Annotated in this window: 17 protein-coding genes and 1 tRNA gene; 10 read left to right on the plus strand and 8 right to left on the minus strand. The window is 38.0% G+C overall.

Going from position 1 to position 20,584, the window contains the following annotated elements; translation table 11 throughout:
* Positions 1 to 214: 214 nt before the first annotated feature.
* Positions 215 to 550, minus strand: a complete 336-nt coding sequence (locus tag AMS59_RS18350) for a hypothetical protein (RefSeq protein WP_053485186.1) — start codon at positions 548 to 550, stop codon at positions 215 to 217.
* A 437-nt stretch (positions 551 to 987) separates the two neighbouring features.
* Positions 988 to 1,063, minus strand: a tRNA-Asp gene (locus tag AMS59_RS18355).
* 533 nt (positions 1,064 to 1,596) lie between these two features.
* Between AMS59_RS18355 and AMS59_RS18365 the strand changes: the two genes are divergently transcribed.
* From AMS59_RS18365 to AMS59_RS18380, 4 genes are read left to right on the plus strand one after another with little or no spacing between them, the layout of a single operon-like run.
* Positions 1,597 to 2,520: an ABC transporter permease gene (locus AMS59_RS18365; RefSeq protein ID WP_053485188.1), complete on the plus strand. Its 924-nt coding sequence runs from the start codon at positions 1,597 to 1,599 to the stop codon at positions 2,518 to 2,520.
* 3 nt (positions 2,521 to 2,523) lie between these two features.
* Positions 2,524 to 3,558 (plus strand): oligopeptide ABC transporter permease, encoded by a 1,035-nt coding sequence (gene opp3C / locus AMS59_RS18370; protein ID WP_053485189.1) that lies wholly within the window; start codon positions 2,524 to 2,526, stop codon positions 3,556 to 3,558.
* A 13-nt stretch (positions 3,559 to 3,571) separates the two neighbouring features.
* Positions 3,572 to 5,560, plus strand: coding sequence for an ABC transporter ATP-binding protein (locus AMS59_RS18375; RefSeq protein ID WP_082337572.1), 1,989 nt, complete (start codon positions 3,572 to 3,574; stop codon positions 5,558 to 5,560).
* Positions 5,557 to 5,922 carry a DUF3899 domain-containing protein gene (locus tag AMS59_RS18380; protein WP_234007844.1) on the plus strand — a complete coding sequence of 122 codons (366 nt, stop codon included), beginning with the start codon at positions 5,557 to 5,559 and terminating at the stop codon, positions 5,920 to 5,922. Before AMS59_RS18375 ends, AMS59_RS18380 begins: the two co-directional genes overlap by 4 nt.
* Before the next feature lie 108 nt (positions 5,923 to 6,030).
* Here the strand turns inward: AMS59_RS18380 and AMS59_RS18385 are convergent, their stop codons facing one another.
* Positions 6,031 to 7,713, minus strand: coding sequence for a peptide ABC transporter substrate-binding protein (locus AMS59_RS18385; protein ID WP_053485190.1), 1,683 nt, complete (start codon positions 7,711 to 7,713; stop codon positions 6,031 to 6,033).
* Positions 7,714 to 7,850: 137 nt separating this feature from the next.
* Here AMS59_RS18385 and AMS59_RS18390 point away from each other — a divergent pair, with 137 nt between their 5' ends.
* Both AMS59_RS18390 and rpoN read left to right on the plus strand, forming a co-directional pair.
* On the plus strand, positions 7,851 to 8,915 hold the full coding sequence (locus tag AMS59_RS18390; protein ID WP_053485191.1) for a Xaa-Pro peptidase family protein: 1,065 nt from the start codon (positions 7,851 to 7,853) through the stop codon (positions 8,913 to 8,915).
* A 592-nt stretch (positions 8,916 to 9,507) separates the two neighbouring features.
* Positions 9,508 to 10,794: an RNA polymerase factor sigma-54 gene (gene rpoN, locus AMS59_RS18395; RefSeq protein ID WP_053485192.1), complete on the plus strand. Its 1,287-nt coding sequence runs from the start codon at positions 9,508 to 9,510 to the stop codon at positions 10,792 to 10,794.
* A gap of 123 nt (positions 10,795 to 10,917) precedes the next feature.
* Here rpoN and AMS59_RS18400 read toward each other — a convergent pair whose 3' ends face one another.
* From AMS59_RS18400 to AMS59_RS18420, 5 genes are read right to left on the minus strand one after another with little or no spacing between them, the layout of a single operon-like run.
* Entirely contained in the window at positions 10,918 to 12,402 is a 1,485-nt protein-coding gene (locus AMS59_RS18400; protein ID WP_053485193.1) for an aldehyde dehydrogenase family protein, read from the minus strand.
* Positions 12,403 to 12,428: 26 nt separating this feature from the next.
* Complete coding sequence (gene dapA, locus AMS59_RS18405; protein ID WP_053485194.1) at positions 12,429 to 13,331, minus strand: 4-hydroxy-tetrahydrodipicolinate synthase; 903 nt, start codon at positions 13,329 to 13,331, stop codon at positions 12,429 to 12,431.
* A 31-nt stretch (positions 13,332 to 13,362) separates the two neighbouring features.
* A complete protein-coding gene (locus AMS59_RS18410; RefSeq protein ID WP_053485195.1) occupies positions 13,363 to 14,235 on the minus strand; it encodes a proline racemase family protein in 873 nt (290 codons plus the stop codon).
* 14 nt (positions 14,236 to 14,249) lie between these two features.
* Complete coding sequence (locus AMS59_RS18415; RefSeq protein WP_053485196.1) at positions 14,250 to 15,269, minus strand: proline racemase family protein; 1,020 nt, start codon at positions 15,267 to 15,269, stop codon at positions 14,250 to 14,252.
* Positions 15,266 to 16,447, minus strand: coding sequence for an FAD-binding oxidoreductase (locus AMS59_RS18420; protein WP_053485197.1), 1,182 nt, complete (start codon positions 16,445 to 16,447; stop codon positions 15,266 to 15,268). The genes AMS59_RS18415 and AMS59_RS18420 overlap by 4 nt, the downstream gene beginning before the upstream one ends.
* Before the next feature lie 164 nt (positions 16,448 to 16,611).
* Between AMS59_RS18420 and AMS59_RS18425 the strand changes: the two genes are divergently transcribed.
* The 4 genes from AMS59_RS18425 to AMS59_RS18440 all read left to right on the plus strand — a co-directional run bounded on the left by AMS59_RS18425 (position 16,612) and on the right by AMS59_RS18440 (position 20,275).
* A complete protein-coding gene (locus AMS59_RS18425; protein WP_053485198.1) occupies positions 16,612 to 18,318 on the plus strand; it encodes a sigma-54-dependent Fis family transcriptional regulator in 1,707 nt (568 codons plus the stop codon).
* 142 nt (positions 18,319 to 18,460) lie between these two features.
* Positions 18,461 to 18,724, plus strand: coding sequence for a (2Fe-2S)-binding protein (locus tag AMS59_RS18430; protein WP_053485199.1), 264 nt, complete (start codon positions 18,461 to 18,463; stop codon positions 18,722 to 18,724).
* 2 nt (positions 18,725 to 18,726) lie between these two features.
* Positions 18,727 to 19,068 (plus strand): (2Fe-2S)-binding protein, encoded by a 342-nt coding sequence (locus AMS59_RS18435; protein ID WP_053485200.1) that lies wholly within the window; start codon positions 18,727 to 18,729, stop codon positions 19,066 to 19,068.
* Entirely contained in the window at positions 19,058 to 20,275 is a 1,218-nt protein-coding gene (locus AMS59_RS18440) for an NAD(P)/FAD-dependent oxidoreductase (protein ID WP_053485201.1), read from the plus strand. Before AMS59_RS18435 ends, AMS59_RS18440 begins: the two co-directional genes overlap by 11 nt.
* Positions 20,276 to 20,584: the final 309 nt, after the last annotated feature.

Genomic DNA, 20,584 nt, shown 5'->3' on the forward strand with positions numbered 1-20,584 from the left:
AATGTATTTCAAAAAAACAATTACACCTTGGTGTAATTGTTTCAGCTTGTCGATAAAATATTAATTGCTGTGTATCTAATAAACAAAGGTATTTTCGCTCCAAGTAGGTACTCGTTATGGGGTGAATCGTAAGTTGAATCTACTAATCAATTATGCCTTGGCTAAATCGCCGTTAGCGTTATTAAACTATGTCCTGAATAAAGATAAAACACGCTTATTTTTTATGCCCCTTTGCCTCAACAACTTTTTTATCAACCAATTTATCATCTTTAAATCGTATTAAATATGTTTTTGTCATAAGTATTTCATCATTCCAGCTGTATTGATCTTTTTTTACTATGTGCCCTGCTCCTCCTGCAATTTTTACCACTTCCATATATGACATACCTTCTTTTAATTCCCCAAATTCTGCTTCATTCATATTTTTCTGCCAGTGGTACGAATTGGACTCCTCTATGTCTAAAATAGGATCTCCACAGCCTGCTAGTATTACTATAGCACCTATAAGTAAGCTTATATTCAGACGTTTTATGTAAAAATAATTTCGCATGCTAACACCTCCAAATTCTTCATATGAGAGGAATCGATAATATAGTCTCTCTCATTAACGAGCAGTAGTGTATCTGTACCAAAAGCGAAGCGTCAGGTACAAGACTAGTTCAGCGAAAGCAAAGAAAGTTAGATGGGGGATTAATCGCCCGTAAAACCTGAATATTAATCTTTATGTTTACTGCTCTACTTGTTTCCTCAAGCGGTCTGGTAACTGACTGCAAGCCTTCTCAGTTTGTTTACACATACAGCTAGGGCCTTTGCTAACGAGTTTTCAATATGAGTGTTGGGGCATAAACTTTAATCTAAAAATCTATGGATACCCCCAACAAATATTATAGAACCAATTTTATTGATATCCACTTTTTTCCTTATATTAACAATAAAAAAAGTTCTTATGATTTAAAAGCATCATAAGAACTATATTATCGTTTATAATGGCGGTCCCGACCGGGATCGAACCGGCGATCTCCTGCGTGACAGGCAGGCATGTTAACCGCTACACCACGGGACCTCTTTAAGACATTTATAAATATATCATAAAAAACTGTAACATGCAATATTTTTTTCATATTTTTTTAGATTTCCACCAAAAGTTGTGGATACATTTGTTAAAACGTATGTCATGTATATAAACTGATCTTCGTTCCTGCTAGGCGACTCCAACTCCTTGAGGATTAGCAATAGAGGAACAAAGGCTAAAAGCATCACTTCCTGTGATAACGCCCTCGTGACCTACATCGTGTTGTTGTCGCTGTCGCTACGTTAGCACTACGCTTTCGCGCAAAAAACATCTGTCGCTGTCGCTTCACTTTCGCACAAAGAACATTTGCTGCTGCCGCTACGTTGGCACTTCGCTTTCGCTCAAAAAACATTTGTTGGCCCAGGCAGCTCATCTGACGCCCCCAAGAAAGCTCCAGTCGGAACGGAAATCAACCAAACGTTATGGTGATGAGTCAATTCTTCAATTATCTCCCTTCTTTTGGCATCGATTTTGCAAATAAATTAAATAGATTTTACAAACTATTTCATAAGGAGGTCGTTTCAATGATTCGGTACATCTTTACTCGAATCGGCTACATGATAATTACGTTATTTATTATCATTTTGCTTTCATTTTTGCTAATGAAGGCATTACCCGGTTCTCCATTTAATGATGAACGCTTACCTGAAACACAAAAAGAACTACTTTACAAAAAATACGGGTTAGATAAGCCGGTACCTATTCAATTCGGTATTTACTTAACAAATCTTGTACAAGGAGATCTAGGTATTTCATTTGTTTTGGATAATCGTCCGGTTACTAAAATTATTCAAGAGCGTATCGGTGCCTCTGCCATTCTCGGATTTCAAGCTGTTACTGTCGGTACTTTAATAGGCTTACTATTAGGTATCGTGGCGGCGCTAAGGCATAACACTGTTATAGATTACGGTGCTACTGTTTTAGCTGTGCTCGGTATCTCCATTCCATCCTTTGTATTTGCAGGTTTTTTACAATATTGGGTTGGTGTCAAACTAGGCTGGCTACCAATCGCCTTTTGGAATGGTTTTGAATACTCAATATTACCAACAATCGCGTTAGCGGTCGGTGTTGTTGCAACAATTGCCCGCTTTACACGGATTGAAATGTTGGAAGTGCTCAATCAAGAATACATCTTAACAGCGAGATCAAAAGGACTGTCGAATTCCGTTATTATTACAAAGCATGGTATTCGAAATGCACTAATCCCAATCATTACAATTATCGGACCATTAACTGTTAATACGATTACGGGCTCACTAGTTATTGAAAAAATTTTTAGTATCCCTGGGTTAGGAGAGCAATTTGTTAACTCCATTATTACGAATGATTACCAGCTTATTATGGGAACAACAATCTTTTATGCTGTTTTATTTGTAAGCGTTATCTTAGTTATTGATATTTTATACGGATTCATCGACCCTCGGATTCGTGTCATAGGAGGCGAGTAATTTATGACAACAGAAGTAACCGACAATGCGACGGTAAAAAAATATCCTCCTGATTTGTTTGAGCCTGCCTCTCAAAGTGAATTTGTTGATAATTTTACGTATCGTCCCGAACAATCATTTTGGCAAGATGCATGGCTTGGTTTACGCAAAAATAAAGCAGCTATTGTTGGCTTATGCATTATTATTCTAGTTATTTTACTAGCTATTTTCGGTCCATTTATGAACAGTCATGGCTACGATGAACAAAATCTTGCGCGTACAAATTTACCACCAAAAATCCCTGTTCTTGAGAATATTTCATTTTTAGGTTTGAACGGTGTTGATAGTCGTGGCGTTGACCAATACGAAGCAAAAGGTATAAGTGAAGATTTTTGGTTTGGTACAGATGAATTAGGTCGGGATTTATGGACACGTATTTGGCAAGGTACACGTATCTCTCTTTATATTGCTTTTTTAGCGGCAACGATTGATTTAATTATAGGGGTTGCTTACGGTGCTATTTCAGCATTTTATGGTGGTCGCACTGATAATATCATGCAACGTATTATTGAAGTGTTAGTTGGTATCCCTGGGCTAATTATTAATATTCTTCTCATTCTTATTTTAAAACCAGGAATCATTTCTATTACTATTGCGATGGTTATCGTCGGGTGGATTAGTATGGCTCGTATCGTACGAGCACAAATATTAAAGCTAAAAACATATGAGTTTGTTCTTGCTTCTAGAACGCTCGGTGCTAGTAACCAACGCTTGATTTGGAAACATTTAATTCCTAATACACTAGGTCCGATTATTGTAGCTACTACTTTTACCATTCCAGGAGCTATCTTTACTGAAGCATTACTAAGTTTTATCGGCCTAGGCCTACAGCCACCAACTGCTTCCTTAGGAACGATTGTTAATGACTCTTATAAATTATTACGTATTTATCCACATGGCATGATTTTTTCATCCATTGTCATTAGCTTAATTATGATTAGCTTTAATCTACTAGGTGATGGACTGCGTGATGCATTCGATCCAAAAATACGTAAATAAGGAGGGGTGCGAATTGAAAAAAATATTAGAAGTTAAAAATTTAAGTATTTCATTTAATACGCAAAATGGTGAGGTTCAGGCTGTACGCAATGTATCATTCGACTTATTTGAAGGTGAAACACTAGCAATCGTTGGCGAGTCGGGCTCTGGAAAATCAGTTACTTCTAAAAGCCTATTACGATTAAACCCTGCTGAAACAACAATGCTGAAAAACGGTCAAATTTTATACAATGAAAAAAATATTTTAACGTGCAGAGAGCAGGAAATACGTGCAATTCGTGGGGCTGAAATCTCAATGATTTTCCAGGATCCCATGACTGCATTAAACCCCACGATGACAATCGGTAGTCAAATTGCAGAGAGCATAAAAAAACATTCAACATTACGTGGTAATCAAATAACAGAACGAGTGCATGAACTATTACAACTTGTTGGCATTAAAGAAGCAGATAAACGATATAAACAATATCCTCATCAATTTTCTGGAGGAATGCGTCAGCGTATCGTTATCGCGATGGCACTTGCTTGCGAGCCTCGTATTATTATTGCCGATGAACCTACCACAGCTCTAGACGTTTCGATTCAAGCACAAATTCTAGAATTGCTAAAAAACATTCAAAAAAAGATGAATCTTTCAATTATCTTTATTACACATGATTTGGGTGTTGTAGCAAAAATGGCTGATCGCGTTGCCGTGATGTATGCTGGAAAAATTATTGAAATTGGCTTAGTTGATGAAATTTTTTACCATTGTCAGCATCCATATACACAAGGTCTACTCGCTGCTATGCCAAACCCAGATATTGAAACCAACACACTGTACGCTATTCCAGGAACACCACCAAACTTACTGCAACCGCCGATTGGAGATGCCTTCGCTGCTCGTAATAACCAAGCACTCAAAATCGATTTTTTAGAGGAGCCACCAATGTTTAAGGTCAGCGACACACACTATGCAGCTACTTGGTTATTGCATGAGCAAGCGCCTAAAATGATACCTATTCATCAACAGTTAGCCCAAGCTGAACGCAAGGAACGTGAAAAAGCACCTGTATTTGATACAACCAAACCGTATTTAACATTACAAGGAGTAAAGCAGCATTTTAAATTAGATAAAAACGCTATAAACAAAGCTGTAGATGGCATTACTTTTGATATTTATAAAGGAGAAATCTTCGGTTTAGTTGGAGAATCTGGCTGTGGTAAGTCCACGACAGGGCGCTCGATTATCGGACTCAATATACTAACAGATGGGGATATTCACATCGACGGTAGGAACATTAATGAAGCAAAGACGAAGCAAGAAAAATTAGCCTTTAATCGCAAGGTGCAAATGATTTTTCAAGACCCTTATTCTTCCCTAAATCCACGTATGAAAATTGCTGACATTATTGCAGAAGGTCTTGCTATTCATGGCGTACCGAAAAGCGAATGGAGGGCAAAAATTTATGAGCTATTAAATATAGTAGGTTTAACGAAAGAATATGCGAATCGCTATCCTCATGAGCTTAGTGGCGGGCAACGTCAGCGTATAGGTATTGCACGCGCACTTGCTGTAGAGCCTGAACTAATCATTGCTGATGAACCGATTTCTGCATTAGACGTATCGATCCAAGCACAAATCGTTAATTTATTGAAAAAGCTACAAAAGGAACGTGAACTGACATATCTATTTATAGCACACGACTTGTCGATGGTGAAATATATTAGTAACCGTATCGGCGTCATGTATCGCGGGAAAATTGTCGAGCTTGCAGAAAGCCATGAGCTCTATGATCACCCTATTCACCCTTATACAAAGGCATTATTATCTGCTATACCACTGCCTGACCCAAAACTAGAACGTGAACGACAACGTATTATTTTTAATGAAGCTGAATATAACGCTACTAATAGAGAAAGTGAAAGCTTTACTGAAGTACGCCCGGGCCATTTTGTCATGCTAACAGAAGAGGAGCTTACCCAATACGATCAAGTAAACAGTGAGAGCATACCACTATGAAATTAAAAACAACTATATTGTTTACTGGTTGCATTTTAATATGTTCCCTTCTCTATACATTACTCTTAAAACAATCGATGACCATGCTGACAATGATTAATCATACTTTTCTTGCTTCACTTGCTTTTACAATCGTTGGAGCAATATTGTTTGTTGTGCAAGGTGGGCTTTTTAATGGTATCGCTTATAGCTTTAAACGCTTTTTTGCACGTGTCACTAAAAACGGTACCTACGCATATGAGTTAGATGGTGACTTGGAATTCGTACAAGCGCCATCCTATACCTTTACCTATCCACTGCTACTTGCAGGTTTGATTGGCTGTATTATCACCACGATTTTATCTCTTGTTTTCTATTTATAGATGGCTTATTTCAACATAACAAGGAGTTGATTTCGCCTTGTCCCAACTTTTGGTGATATCCTTATAGAAAAAACAGATGCTGCCTATCAATGTAGGCAGCATCTGTTTTTACTTTACAATTTCAACCCATTTATAGCTAATGTCCGCTGAAAACGGATGTTCATATAAATTTTTTACATATGGCTTCGTCAAACGACTTATACCTTTTTGGAAGGTCGGCGCAAATGCAAAATCATCCATCATAATCTTTTCAGCTTGTTGCATTAATTTCCAACGTTCAGAAACATCAGAAGTTGTTTTAGCTTTTTTAATTAATGCATCAACCTTTTCATTTTTATAGTGAGATTGATTGTAGTACGCAGTTGATTCAAATAACTCAATATATGTCATAGGATCTTGATAGTCTGGTCCCCAACCGCCATAGTCTAAATCATAGTCAACAGCCCCTTCTAATGCTAACTTTTGCTTATTAGGCTGCATATTGATTGTTAGCTCTAAGCCTTCAAGATTTGTTTCTAATTGATTTTTAATAAATTCTGCAGCTTTTTTAGATTCTGCACGGTCGTATGTTAAAAACTCTAGTTTTACTTTATCTACCCCTAGCTCCTTTAAACCAGTAGCCCATGCTTCCTTCGCCAATTCAACATTAGTTTTATTCATATCACCATTACCTTCACGGAAATCAACACCTTTTTCATCTGTTGATAATCCAAGTGGTACTAAATAATAGGCTGGAATAGAGCCATCCTGTAAAATCACATCTGCAAAGCCTTGTTTATCCCAAGCCATATCGATTGCTTTACGAATGTTCTTATTCGATAGAATTTTATTTTCATGGTTCATTCGAATAAAATACGTATTTGGTTTTAAGAATGTTGAATACTCTGGGCTATCTTTGTATTGAGCTACATACTCACTTGAAAGCTCAGCAGTGTCGATCTCTCCCGCTTCATATAGATTTACTGCTGTTGCTGTATCTTTCACGATTTTTTGTGTAATTTTTGTAAGCTTCACACTATCTTTATCCCAATATTTTTCATTTTTTACGAATGTCCAGCCTTGACCATGCTGCCATGATTCCAATACGAATGGACCATTATAAATCATATTTGCTGCTTCTAACGCATATTGATCACCTTGTGCTTCTGTAAATTCTTTGTTTAGTGGAAAGAACGGTGCATACGTTGTTAAGCTTAGGAAATATGGAATTGGAGCATTTAGTTGGACTTCCAATGTGTAATCGTTTAGCGCTTTAACGCCAATTTCATCTACCTTACCATATAGTGGATCGCCCTCTTTTTGAACACTAGCCGCATTTTTTATATCTAGCATTAAATAAGAATAAATTGCTTGCGTTTTAGGATTGATAGCTCTTTTCCAAGCATATTCAAAGTCATGTGCTGTAACAGGTGTGCCATTGCTCCACACAGCATCTTGGCGTAACTTAAATGTATATACAGTTCCATCCGCTGAAGCTTCATATGACTCTGCTATTCCTGGCACTGGTGTATTTTCTGGTCCGATACGGTATAATCCCTCAAATACAGAGTTCATTGCTGTAATTGCAAGTGCATCTACACTCCCTAATGAACTCATTGTTGCTAAATCCCCTCCCGCTACTAAATGTAGTTCCTGTCCAACAGTTGTGTTACCGTCAGTAGTAGACTCTTTGTCCGTACTATTGCCACCAGTTGGGCTACCAGAAGATTTATCCTCCTTGCCGTAGCAGCCAACTAATACAACTAGCATCAGCCCTAATAACACGACTAACCATTTTGTCTTTTTAGTCATTGTCATTTCCCCTTTGATTTTATTGCACGATAGCTACCGTGCAACAAAACATATATGCAATATTCATGCCGACACCATATTTGCTCTAAAATTTTGGCACAAATCTTGCAGTATATTAAAAAAGGGGGAATTATAACATGTCACTACTAGAACAATTACGTGTAGCATTACGAGCTCAACAATCGGATGTACTCATCATAACGAGTAATCAAAACCGTCGTTATTTAACAGGATTTACAGGCAGTGCAGGTACAGTAGTAATTACACCAACTCAAGCACTTTTACTCGTAGATTTCCGTTACACACAGCAAGCTACAAACCAAAGTAAAGAATTTGATGTTCGTGAAATCGATCGCAGCCGTTTATATGAAACTATCCAAGAAATTTTAGACACAGAATCTATCCAAACAATTGGTTTTGAGCAACAACATGTTACTTATGAGGTATATCAATTAATGGCTAGTAAATTAACAGCAACATTAAAGCCGCTATCTAATATTGTGGAAAATTTACGCATGATAAAAACACCAGAAGAAATTGAATTGATTAAGAAAGCAGCGTGGATTTCAGATGAGGCATTTAAGTATATTTTGACATTTATTAAACCAGGAGTGTCAGAAATTGATATCGCAAATGAATTAGAGTTTCATATGCGTAAAAACGGAGCTACTGGAGCTGCATTCGATATAATTATTGCTTCTGGCCATCGTTCTGCACTTCCGCATGGTGTTGCATCTGACAAAATAATTGAAGAAGGCGATATGCTGACACTTGATTTTGGCGCCTATTATCAAGGCTATCGTTCAGATATGACGAGAACAATTGCAGTTGGCGAACCACCTGGTAAACTAAAGGAAATATACCAAATCGTTTATGACTCATTACAAATAGCTCTATCTAATATGAGGGCTGGTATGACTGGAAAAGAAGCAGACAGCTTTTCACGAGAATTCATAAAAGCTAAAGGCTATGGAAAAAATTACGGACACGGTTCGGGGCACGGTATCGGCTTAGATATTCATGAAAATATTTTTATGTCTCCAGTATGCGAAGACATTCTAGAAGAGAATATGGTGCTTACTGTTGAGCCCGGTATTTACATTCCTAATTTAGGCGGAGTACGTATAGAAGATGATGTCATCGTTACAAAAAACGGTGTTGAAGTTATCACACACTCACCAAAAGCGCTTATTATTTTATAAAGTAACAGGCGTGTTGATTAGGAAAAAACAAGTTTATTATTGAGCGATAAAAGGATTTTTTCGTTACCACTTTGCCAATATATTTCCATTTTAACTGATTGTAGCGTAGGGCTACTCGACTCCCGCGGGAAAGCGAGACAGACGAGACCCTGCACGGAGCGAAGCGGAGGAAGCGGCTCGACGCTCGCCCGCAGGAAAGCGAGTAGCCCGTAGCGGAAATCAGCCTCTTTGGATGTATAAAAATGGTTAATCAACACACCTGATAAAGTAACCTTTTAATTTTGAAAAAGTGTATTGTTGGTATGAAAGCCTATGGAGCGGAGGGAGGCTCGGACCACGTCAAAGGAAAGCGTCTCCCGGAATGAAATTCGTAGTCAAGTACATATATTGGTGAAGAGCCCTTTTTCATTATTTATACACACTCATAATAATGTTCATTTTTTTGACACATTTTAAATATCTTTATATTAGACATTTATCACTAAAGCTCCTTTTTACTTTAGTGATAAATGTCAAAAATTATTGTCACTATTACTCAATAGCATCATTTTCTATAGATTTAAGTACTTAAATGGAGAATGGAGGTTTTAAAATGCAGCTTTCTATTAAACAAACTCAAGATTTGAATTTAGTGATGACTGCACAACTTCGTCAAGCCATCGAGTTACTACAATATTCTACACTAGAATTAGAACAGTATATTCGTGAACAAGAGCTCGAAAATCCATTAGTAGAGTTAAGTGAACCGACATTTCAAGAACGTACACATTTTTCAAAAGGTGTTAGCCGTCACACAAATATTTTGGAACATGTAACTAAATATGAAAAAAATATTCGTGATGATTTATTTGAGGAAATTAAGCTAACCTTCCATAAAGATCAGGACATTAAACTGCTTAAACATATTATTTATCATTTGGATGACAACGGCTACTATGAACAACCAATGACACCGACTTATCAAGATCACGAAATCGAAAAAGGCATTCACTTATTACAAAACATTGGGCCACTTGGTGTTGGGGCACGGAATTTGAAAGAATGCCTGCTATTACAAACAATGTATTGTAAAAATAGCCCTGCTCACGCAGAAACAGTAATTTCCTTTTATCTTGATGAACTCGCTAATCAAAAATGGAAGCGTATTTCCAACGAGTTAGATATATCACTTTATGAATTACAAGGAATTTATCAATTCATCCAAACTTTGCAGCCTAAGCTTAGCTCACTTTTTCATCAGGAAGCTATACATCATCATACACCGGATATTATCGTTGAGATTGTTGATGGCGCCATCACTTTTTCATTAAATGATTATTATTTACCTAAAATCAATATACATGCGGACTATGCACCCTATATTACTGCCCATTCCTCTGAAAAGAGTTATTTTAAAAAGTATTTATCAGACTATCAATGGCTAGTTAACAGTATTGAGCAGCGCCGAAATACAATTATTAAAATCACGAAGGCACTTATTGAAAAGCAAAAAGCCTTTTTTACACATGGCTTTGATGCTATAGAGCCTCTTACTTTGCGTGAAATTGCTGAACAAATTGAAGTACATGAATCGACAGTTAGCCGAGTGACAACAAATAAATATGTACAAACGGCTTTTGGGACATTTGAACTTCGAGATTTATTCACTTCTAAATTACAAACAGCAAATGGTAACAGTGTTTCACAAATAAAGGTAAAATCACTTTTGTCAGACTATATTAAAACTGAAAATAAAAAGAAGCCTTTCTCAGATCAAAAAATTGCCGAGCATTTCAACATCACACTTGGTATTGAAATATCACGTCGTACAATTGCAAAATACCGTGAAGAAATGAACATTCCGTCATCTGCAAGACGCAAAATGATTCAATTTAATTAACTATTTTAAAAGGAGCTACTCTTAATTTGGTAGCTCCTTTTCCTATAGATGAAGGCTTACCAGGTTGATTGCCGTTCTGACTGGGCACTTCCCTAAGGCATACGATGAGCCCAAGGAATCGGCTTAGTTTTGCTTCATATTTACGAAGACACTTTTAACTTCCGTATAGTTGGACAAGCCATATTCGCCGCCCATTTCGCGACCAACACCCGATTGCTTGTAACCTCCGAATGGCATCGTTTCCCATTCTAAACCAAAATCATTAATCCATACCGTTCCTGCTTGTAGCTTACTAGCGATATAATGTGCTTTTTTCACATTTTCAGTCCAGATACTTGCTGCGAGTCCATACTTACTATCATTTGCACGAGTAATCACCTCTTCTACTGTGTCAAATGACAAAATAGACATAACCGGTCCGAAAATTTCTTCACGAGCAATTGTCATATCATCCTGTACGTCAGCAAATACAGTTGGTTGTACGAAATACCCTTTGTTAAATTCACGCTCCCCGCCTGCTACTAGGCGCGCACCTTCTTCTTTTCCTTTTTCAATGAAACCAAGTACTGTATTCAATTGTTTTTGTGAAACAAGTGGCCCCATATCTGTTTCTGAATCTAGCCCTGGTCCTAATTTTAATGCTTTTGCTTTTTCGGCAAGTCGCTCAACAAACTGATCGTATAAGCTACTGTGTACAAAGACCCTTGTACATGCACTACAATTTTGTCCGTGATTGTACATTGTCCCAGCAAATGTTCCTTCTATTGCCTCTTCTACGTCTGCATCTTGTAAAACGATTGCTGGAGATTTACCCCCAAGCTCCAATGTTACACTTTTCACATCGTCTGCTGCTTTTTTCATAACGTGAATTCCAGTTTTTGTGGATCCAGTGAATGCTACCTTGGCTACACCTTTATGTGTAACAACAGCCTCACCTGCTTCACCCGTGCCTGGTACGATGTTCACAACACCATCTGGGAAGCCAGCTTGTTTCATTAATTGACCTACGTACAATAACGATAATGGCGTTTCCGCTGCCGGCTTAATAACAACTGTACAACCTACCGCTAATGCCGAGCCTAATTTCCAGGCAGCCATTGCAAGTGGAAAATTCCATGGAATGATTTGCCCTACAACCCCTACTGGCTCATGGACAATGTAGTTTAAGTAATCCTTTGATACTTGCACCGTTTTTCCTGTTATTTTTGTTGCCCATCCTGCATAATAACGGAAATGTTGAACAGTACCGTCCACATCATCAGCTAAAGCCGTTTTGTATGGCTTACCGTTATCTAATGATTCTAGCTGTGCAAGTTCTTCTCGATGCTCCTCTAGTAAATCTGCAAATTTATAAATAATACGTGAGCGTTCTGCTGTATCCATGATGGACCATTCATTATCAAATGCTTTTTGTGCAGCCAGTACAGCTATATCGATATCTTCAGCTTGTGCTTCATGTACTGTTGCAATGACCTCTTCGTTTGCCGGGTTTAATACTTCAAATGTTTTACCCGATTGAGAATGTACATATTCACCATTAATATATAAACCAATTGTCGATTGTAAAAATTCCTTCACCCTTGGTTTCAATGTTAATAATGCCTCCATATTTGACACTCCTTTTCTCATAAATATTATTTATGTTCCGCTATCAGTACGTCTAAGTCAGCCATGATTGCTTTTAGTTGTGCATCTTCTTCCTCTGTTAATGGAAGACGCGGTAAACGGCAAGGTCCGCCCGCCCAGCCCTTTAATTCCATTGCACGTTTTGCAATTTGTACGTATTTACCTGATCCTTCTAAAAACGCACATAATGGTAATAAACGATCATAAATAGCCCACGCTTCATCCAGATTGTCGTCCTTTACATTGTTATACAATTCCGTTACAAGTTCAGGCACGATGTTTCCTGATACAGAAATCCAACCAACACCACCAACAAGGAATGATTCAATTGCTAAATCTTCTGAACCACAGAACACTTTAATGTTGTCTCGTCCTTGACGCACAATATCACGCGCTTTGCCGATGCTACCGCTTGATTCTTTAATATGTGTAATGTTTGGTACGTCTCGGCCTACTTTTAATATTGTTTCTAAGCCAATATCCACACCAGAAGTGAATGGATTATTATAAATCATAATTGGGAAGCTTACTGATTCTGCAACTGATTTAAAATGTAAATAGATTTCTTCATCTTTTGGATGTGCGTAATAAGAGTTAATGAGCAAAGCTGCATCCGCTCCTGCTTGTTCAGCCTGTTGTGTATACGCGATTGCCTCCGCTGTTGTTTCTGCAGCCGTACCAACAATTAATGTAATACGACCTTTAATTTGATCAACCGCTACTTCTACTGCTTTAAAGCGCTCTTCTTTAGATAAACTTACGAATTCGCCTGTACTACCGTTAATGGCAATACCTGTTACGCCAGCTTCAATAAAACGCTCGATGTTTTGACGGAAGCCATCCCAATCGATGTCTGTTTGGTTTAACATTGGCGTTACTAATACTGGAAATGAACCTTCTAATTTTTTCATACTTCTTTCCTCCTAAGTAATTCAATTATATTTACACAATGACAAATCCTTGTTGTAGCGGATCTTCACTGTCTACTACAAATTGATGGTTTCCTGTGATATATCCTGTTAATGCAATTTCGTAGCCAACCTCATGTTTGTTGACAATTTCAATACTGCTGCAAAAAATACTGTTATTTTTTTGAACAGCCTCATCGCCTAAGACTGCTAGTAATGCAAGTGTACTATCTACACTTGGCGAGCGAAGAATATAGCCATCACGTTCAAATGTTACTGAACGTACTTCACCGTCTACTTTTTCATACACAATGACACCATCAGCTGCACTATATTTTGTACTTTCGTTTACTCCCCAAGTACTAATATCTGCTAACTCATCAAGGACAAGTGCCTTGAATTGTTGTGGCTTTTCTAAAACAATATAACGTCGCTCACCATCTACCACTACAAACTCCTCTTCTACTAGCGCTGGCTTCACTGTCAGTTGAACTGATAGTACTTCATCCTTTTTCTCCGAAAGTTGTACATTTACTTTGTAAATACCTTTTACTGTTTCAATCGTATACATATCATTCTCTGATACTTCAATTGTTCCAAGCTCTATTAATGCTGTCGTCGTAGCTACAAGTGCCTCATACTTAAAATCTGTAGAGGCATCGTGCTGGAAAAATAATAAACGGAATGATGCAACAGTTGATGGCAAGATAATGCATCCGTTCATACCACGATGCCCACGTGGTTCGTTTAATAGAAGTTGTTTTGTATTTTCAAATTGTGTATTTAATGCATTAGCCGCTTCCACAATATTTTCCTGAGAAATTGCGATAGGCGATTGCACGACTATGCGAAAAGCTTCTCCAACTACCTGTGTATCAATCGTTTGAAAAGACTTATGATAGTTCATATATCTAACCTCCTTTAGTGATTCATTGGTGGAATCATCAGGTAGCCTTCTTTTAACGGGTCCTGATCATTGTAAAAGAATCGATGCATCCCCATTACCCATGCAGATCCTGTTATTTCTGGGATAACGGCTGTTAAATCGCCAACAGCTACTTCCTCTAGTACACGCGCTTGAAACAATGTACCTACAATACTTTCATAAATGAACGGTTCATTAATAGAGAGCTCATTTTTCGTGTACAGTGTCGCAATTTTTGCTGAAGTACCTGTACCACATGGCGAACGATCAATGCCGCCCGGCGGTACAACGACTGTATTTTTTAAATCTGCTAATTCATTTACTGGATCTGTATAAAACTCGATATGCGTTAACCCATGAATAAACGAAAACTCAGGATGTACGATCTCTTCCTTGGCATTCACGGCATTGCGAAGACGAATACCTGTATTAATAATATTCGTAGCATTTTCTACTGATAAATCGAGATCTATTTTTCTAGCATCAATAATGCCGTAAAAATTACCTCCATACGCAATTTCACATTCAACAATACCGAGTGCAGGGTCTTCAATTTCAACTGTCTTTAATAGAAAAGAAGGGACATTTTTAAACGTTACTTCCTTGGCCATGCCCTCTTCTACTTTAATCTTTACATCAATTAAACCTGCTGGCGTGTCTAATTTAATATGAGTATAAGGGGTTTGAACCTCAATTAAATTCGATTCAACAAGTGCTGTGCAAACGCCAATTGTGTCATGCCCACACATCGGTAAGTAGCCACCAGTTTCAATATAAATCACACCTAAATCAGCTTCTGGATGGCAAGGGTCCGTAATAATAACGCCTGACATGACGCTATGTCCTCGAGGCTCGTTCATAAGAAATTTTCGGATCCAGTCAAAGTGCTTTTGCATATAAAGCATTTTGTCAGACATCGTTTCACCTTCAAGCTTCGGCATGCCACTAATGAGTGAACGCGTTGGATTTCCACCTGTATGGGTATCAATTGTTGTAAATAACTTTTGAAATTTCATTTGTGGAGTACCCCTTTCTTAAATCTATTAATATTTACTGGCTCAGTAGGAATACATGTATCTTTGTGTTGTAGCAATTCTTGCACAAGCTTTCCTGTGACTGCCGCTAAGCTAATACCGTCCCCTTCATGGCCTGCCGCTATGTAGAAGCCTGGTACCTCTGCTACTTCACAAATAATTGGTAAATGATCCTCTGTCCATGGTCTTAGCCCCGCATATGTACGAATAACCGACATATCAGCGATTTTCGGATAAAAGCGCACTGCACGTCTGGCAATCATTTTCACGACATCATGATTTACTTTCGTATCAAAGCCAACAAATTGGCGACTACTCCCTATTAAAAAGTTTTGTGCTTCTGTCGGTTCAAATACTAAAGCAACCCCATATTTTTCGATATCCGCATCCACCATACGCTCTCCACCGAATTTAGAAATCAAATAACCGAATTCCATTACCTTTCTTAGACCTACTGGTTGCTGACGTGATGCAACGATAATATGACCTTTACGTGGTTTAATAGGTACGTCAACGTCGAGCATTTGTCCAATAATCGGTGCCCAAATACCACAAGCATTAATAACTTTATTGGCTGTCATTATCCCTTCGTTAGTCTCGATTAAAAACGTGCCACTTGGTTGTTTCTTTATGTTTTTTACTTCTGTATGCTTTCGTATTTTTGCACCAAATTTTTCTGCTGAATGGAACATAGAAAATGTCAGCATATAAGGATTTACTGTGGAATCTGTTTTACACTCCAATCCACCATACAAATCATCTGCAAAAAATTTTGACTCGTTACGCAAGTCTGCGCGATCTAACATATTAAAATCTAAACCCGCTTCTTGTTGACGAGTTACCCATTGCTGAGCGGCTTCCATTTCTACATCACTTTCACAAACAAGAATACTTCCAGGGTTGCGATATTCAAATTTAATGTCCAAATCTTTATCTAACTCATGTACTAATTGTTGGCTTACTAATGACATCTGGCTATCAAAACCCGGATCCTTATCTATAGCTAAAATATTGCCATCACAGCGAGAAGACGTACCACTCGCCAATTCATTTTTTTCGAGTACCATTATTTCTAGACCCGCCTTTGCACAATAATAAGCAATTGCCCCGCCAATAATGCCACCGCCAATAACTACGATATCATGATGAGATTTCTGCAAGACTCTCCCCCCCTTTTGCTAGCACTTAACATTCTGCAAAAAACGTGCCAATCTATCTATTCGAAATTTGTTTGATAAACTATGTAGTATGTGTCAAAATTATTTATATTATTCAAAAAAATTGGACGAATGATTGACGAATGATTAATGAAGGGGGCCTTATTTTGCATCCATACCATTTAATTATGAATAAAATGTTAAAACGGAATTTGGCTTTTATCCCAATAGAGAATGTTGTGACTATACTTAACGATGACAAGATACAGTACTTTGTCATTGAAAATGATAAACCTTATGCAGTGAAACGAGGGAAAAGAAAAAGTGATTTTGAATATATAGCCTGTCAAATTGTCCGCACGGATTGTCCAATCAAAACAGCACTTGATTATTTGGAGGAATATGAATTCTTACTTATACGTGATGAAACAAAACAATATATAGGATATTTATCGAAAGATTCCTTGATGTACGATCTCGCGTATGAATTAGAGTGTATAAACGCTTATTTAAACACCATTTTAGAAACGATTAATGAATCGTGTACTGTCATTGATCGTCAGCAAAACGTGATTTATTGGACTAAAGGAGCGGAAAGTATTTTTTCTGTATCTGGGGAAAATATTATTGGAAAGCCAATTACAGATTTCTTTAAAGAAGATCAACTTGAAATTTTACATACATTGCAGCATAGAAAATCCGTTTATCAACAACAGCATTTTCCGCGTGAAGATCTAGTTGTAATGATTAATTCCAACCCTGTTATGTTAAACGATCAAACGATAGGCGCAGTCGTTGCCGAAACAGACATTACCCATGTAAAAAAATTAAACGAAGAGCTTCATATTACTTCTGAAAAATTATTGAATTTAGAGAAACAGATGAATACGAACGGCTTAGCCTTTGACCCATTTACACTTATTCGTGGTAATAGCCCCACACTGAAAAAGGTGCTCGAAAAAGTAAAAAAGGTCGCAAAAACCGAGGCAAATATTTTAATCTATGGAGAAAGTGGTGTCGGGAAAGAGCTTTTCGCACGAGCAGTCCACGCAATTCGTGAAAAACCAGATGCCCCATTTGTAGCCATCAACTGTGGGGCCATTCCAAGTGGCTTATTCGAAAGTGAGATTTTTGGTTATGAAAAAGGAGCCTTTTCTGGAGCACATCAAAAAGGAAAAAAAGGAAAAGTTGAGCTTGCACGAGGAGGTACACTGTTTTTAGATGAAATTGGAGAAATGCCTTTAGATATGCAAGTAAAGATTTTACGATTGCTGCAAGAAAAAACATTTTATGCAGTAGGCGGCACAAAAGAAATGGATGTCGATTTTAATTTAGTAGCCGCTACTAACAGGGATCTGAAGCAATTGGTGGAAGAAGGGAAATTCAGAGAAGATTTATATTATCGTTTAAATGTCGTAAATTTCACGGTGCCACCACTACGAGAACGGGCTTCAGATATTTTGGAGATTAGTAACTACTTCTTATATGAAAAATCCATTAAGTACAATCGGCCCATTCAAGGAATTCCGCCTGAAATTTCACAGATTCTTTTGCAGTATCAATGGCCAGGAAATGTTCGTGAACTAGGTAATGTTATAGAACGCCTCGTTGTTTTTTCTGATGAAGGGGCAATTCATATAGAAGATTTACCTGCAGATATTTTAGCAGCTGTTCCAAAAAGTGAAAAGCTTGATGTACGAAAGGATTTTCCACAAGGGATGGAACTAAGCAATCAACTTGAGCATTATGAGCGTGAAATTATTTTAGAGCAGCTTGCTTTAGTAAATGGCAATAAAAAAATATGTGCCAAAAATTTAGGCATTACTCGAGCAACATTATACAATCGATTAAAAAAATTAAACATCGATGTCTAATTTTTTGAAATGAGTGTCAATGTTTTTATACACTTTTCTTTCAATTTGCATTAAGCCATTAATGTACTTCTAAAAACACTTCATGGCACAGTTTTTGCAGTAACTAATATGTAAATAAAATTCCTTACTTAGGGGTGTAGTTATGCAAAATAAATCTATGATTGTATGTCGCTGTGAAGAAGTTAGCTACGATGAACTCGTAGAAGTAGCATCTAAAAATAATTGCTCTGCTCGTGAACTTAAGCTACGAACGCGGGCAGGTATGGGCTATTGTGGTGGTCGTACTTGTCGTACAATGGTTGATCAAATCGCACACAAACATCACCCACGACCAGACTGCGAAATTTCATTAAAATATCAGGCACCCATTCGTCCTGTGCGGTTTGCCGATCTAGGGGAGGTTTAATAATGACTGATCGTATTTTGAGCCACCCTGTTTTAGGAGTTTTACCTTCAAAGGAAAAAGTGTCTTTCACTTTTGATGACCAAGAATATGAGGGATACAAAGGTGAATCCTTAGCAGCTGCCCTACTTGCAAATGGTATTCGCATCTTACGTGTCCATGAAGAAACAGGTCACCCCCGTGGCATCTACTGTAATATTGGTCACTGCTTTGAGTGTCGCGTCAATGTCAACGGTTTAGAAGGAGAGCGTGCATGTATAACACCTGTCTCTGATGGCATGGTTGTGAAAAGTGGTAAGACACTTCCTACGTCGGTCCGTGACTGGAGGAAAAACAATGGAAAATAAAGTGATTATTATTGGTGCTGGTCCTGCTGGGCTCTCTGCCGCTATTACATTAGCAGAAAAAAATATAGCTGTTCTTGTCATTGATGAATACTTATATGCAGGAGGACGCTTACTTGGACAATTATATGAAGAAAGTCCAGGAAAATGGTGGAATGGCATTGTAGAATCCGAGCGTTTATTGGAACGTGCAAAAGCTCTCGATGTCGAACTTTTACTACAAACGAGCGTTTCAGATTTAGAAAAAATTGAGCAAGAGTGGGTCGTCCATACAAATAAAGGTGTATTTCGTACAAGGCAGCTTCTGTTAGCTACAGGTGCCGCTGAATCGCCATTCCCAATTCCAGGATGGACCCTTCCTGGCGTAATGTCTGTAGGGGCTGCACAAGTAATGACAAATGTACATCGTGTAAAGCCTGGCAAACGTGGGGTCATTATTGGCGTTAACGTACTTTCCTCAGCCATCGCGATGGAATTACAAATCGCAGGCGTTCAAGTAGCAGCTATCACATTACCCGCTACTAACTTATTAACAGCGGATAGCGGAAACCCTCTAGAGGTCATGAATTCACTACTACATGTATCTCATATGGCCCCCTCTCCCCTTGTTAAAATCGGAAGTAAGTTTATGAAAAATGAATTTATGAAAAAGTTAGGCATTACCTTCTATCCAAAAAACGGAGTAAAAATGTGGGATATTCCAATCATGTTACGAAAAGCAGTCGTTGAAATTGTTGGCAAAGATCAAGTGGAAGGTGTAGTCATTGCAACAGTAAATACTGACGGCTCCATCGTTCCCGGCAGTGAAAAACGCATAAAAGCGGATTTCGTTTGTATCGCCGGCGGATTATACCCTTTAGCAGAACTTGCTTCTTTAGCAGGTTGTCCATTCCATTATATTGAACAATTAGGTGGATTCATCCCGTTACATAATGAGCAAATGAAAACCAACTTAGAGGGGCTACATGTTGCAGGCAATATTACAGGAATTGAAGGAGCGAAAGTTGCGTTAGCACAAGGGAAAGTTGCTGCGCTTACAATCGCACATAAATTAGACACTGGCACTACAAAGCAAGAAATTCAACGCGCTATTAAAGATGTCGAGACAACAAGAGCAAACGCACATATTCAATTCCATCCAGAAGTTTTAGCAGGTCGCCAACAATTGAAAAAAATCTGGATAGAGTCATATCCAAAGGTTACCAAATAAAACTGTCAGTATTTTAGACAAAACAAAAAAGTGTATAACATTTGGAAATAAGTAATATTACACACTACAAGCATTCGAGTCAGCATAAACAACAGAACAACCTAAGCAATTCTGCCAAGGCATAATTGCTTCCTTAACGGCTTTGTGTTTGCACAAAGCCGTTTCCGTGACATCTGCCAGAGGCTTTAGGCCAACAGATGGTTTTTGCGCGAAAACGAAGTGGCAGCGGCAGATGGTTTTTGCGCGAAGCGAAGCGGCAGCGGCAGATGGTTTTTGCGCGAAAGCGAAGCGGCAGCGGCAGATGGTTTT

The organism is Lysinibacillus sp. FJAT-14745 (assembly GCF_001275675.1).
Classification (GTDB): domain Bacteria; phylum Bacillota; class Bacilli; order Bacillales_A; family Planococcaceae; genus Lysinibacillus.

Coding starts and splice junctions, on each gene's coding strand:
- AMS59_RS18350 (WP_053485186.1), bottom strand. CDS start 550: ATGCGAAATTATTTTTACATAAAACGTCTGAATATAAGCTTACTTATA.
- AMS59_RS18365 (WP_053485188.1), top strand. CDS start 1,597: ATGATTCGGTACATCTTTACTCGAATCGGCTACATGATAATTACGTTA.
- opp3C (WP_053485189.1), top strand. CDS start 2,524: ATGACAACAGAAGTAACCGACAATGCGACGGTAAAAAAATATCCTCCT.
- AMS59_RS18380 (WP_234007844.1), top strand. CDS start 5,557: ATGAAATTAAAAACAACTATATTGTTTACTGGTTGCATTTTAATATGT.
- AMS59_RS18385 (WP_053485190.1), bottom strand. CDS start 7,713: ATGACTAAAAAGACAAAATGGTTAGTCGTGTTATTAGGGCTGATGCTA.
- AMS59_RS18390 (WP_053485191.1), top strand. CDS start 7,851: ATGTCACTACTAGAACAATTACGTGTAGCATTACGAGCTCAACAATCG.
- rpoN (WP_053485192.1), top strand. CDS start 9,508: ATGCAGCTTTCTATTAAACAAACTCAAGATTTGAATTTAGTGATGACT.
- AMS59_RS18400 (WP_053485193.1), bottom strand. CDS start 12,402: ATGGAGGCATTATTAACATTGAAACCAAGGGTGAAGGAATTTTTACAA.
- dapA (WP_053485194.1), bottom strand. CDS start 13,331: ATGAAAAAATTAGAAGGTTCATTTCCAGTATTAGTAACGCCAATGTTA.
- AMS59_RS18410 (WP_053485195.1), bottom strand. CDS start 14,235: ATGAACTATCATAAGTCTTTTCAAACGATTGATACACAGGTAGTTGGA.
- AMS59_RS18415 (WP_053485196.1), bottom strand. CDS start 15,269: ATGAAATTTCAAAAGTTATTTACAACAATTGATACCCATACAGGTGGA.
- AMS59_RS18430 (WP_053485199.1), top strand. CDS start 18,461: ATGCAAAATAAATCTATGATTGTATGTCGCTGTGAAGAAGTTAGCTAC.
- AMS59_RS18435 (WP_053485200.1), top strand. CDS start 18,727: ATGACTGATCGTATTTTGAGCCACCCTGTTTTAGGAGTTTTACCTTCA.
- AMS59_RS18440 (WP_053485201.1), top strand. CDS start 19,058: ATGGAAAATAAAGTGATTATTATTGGTGCTGGTCCTGCTGGGCTCTCT.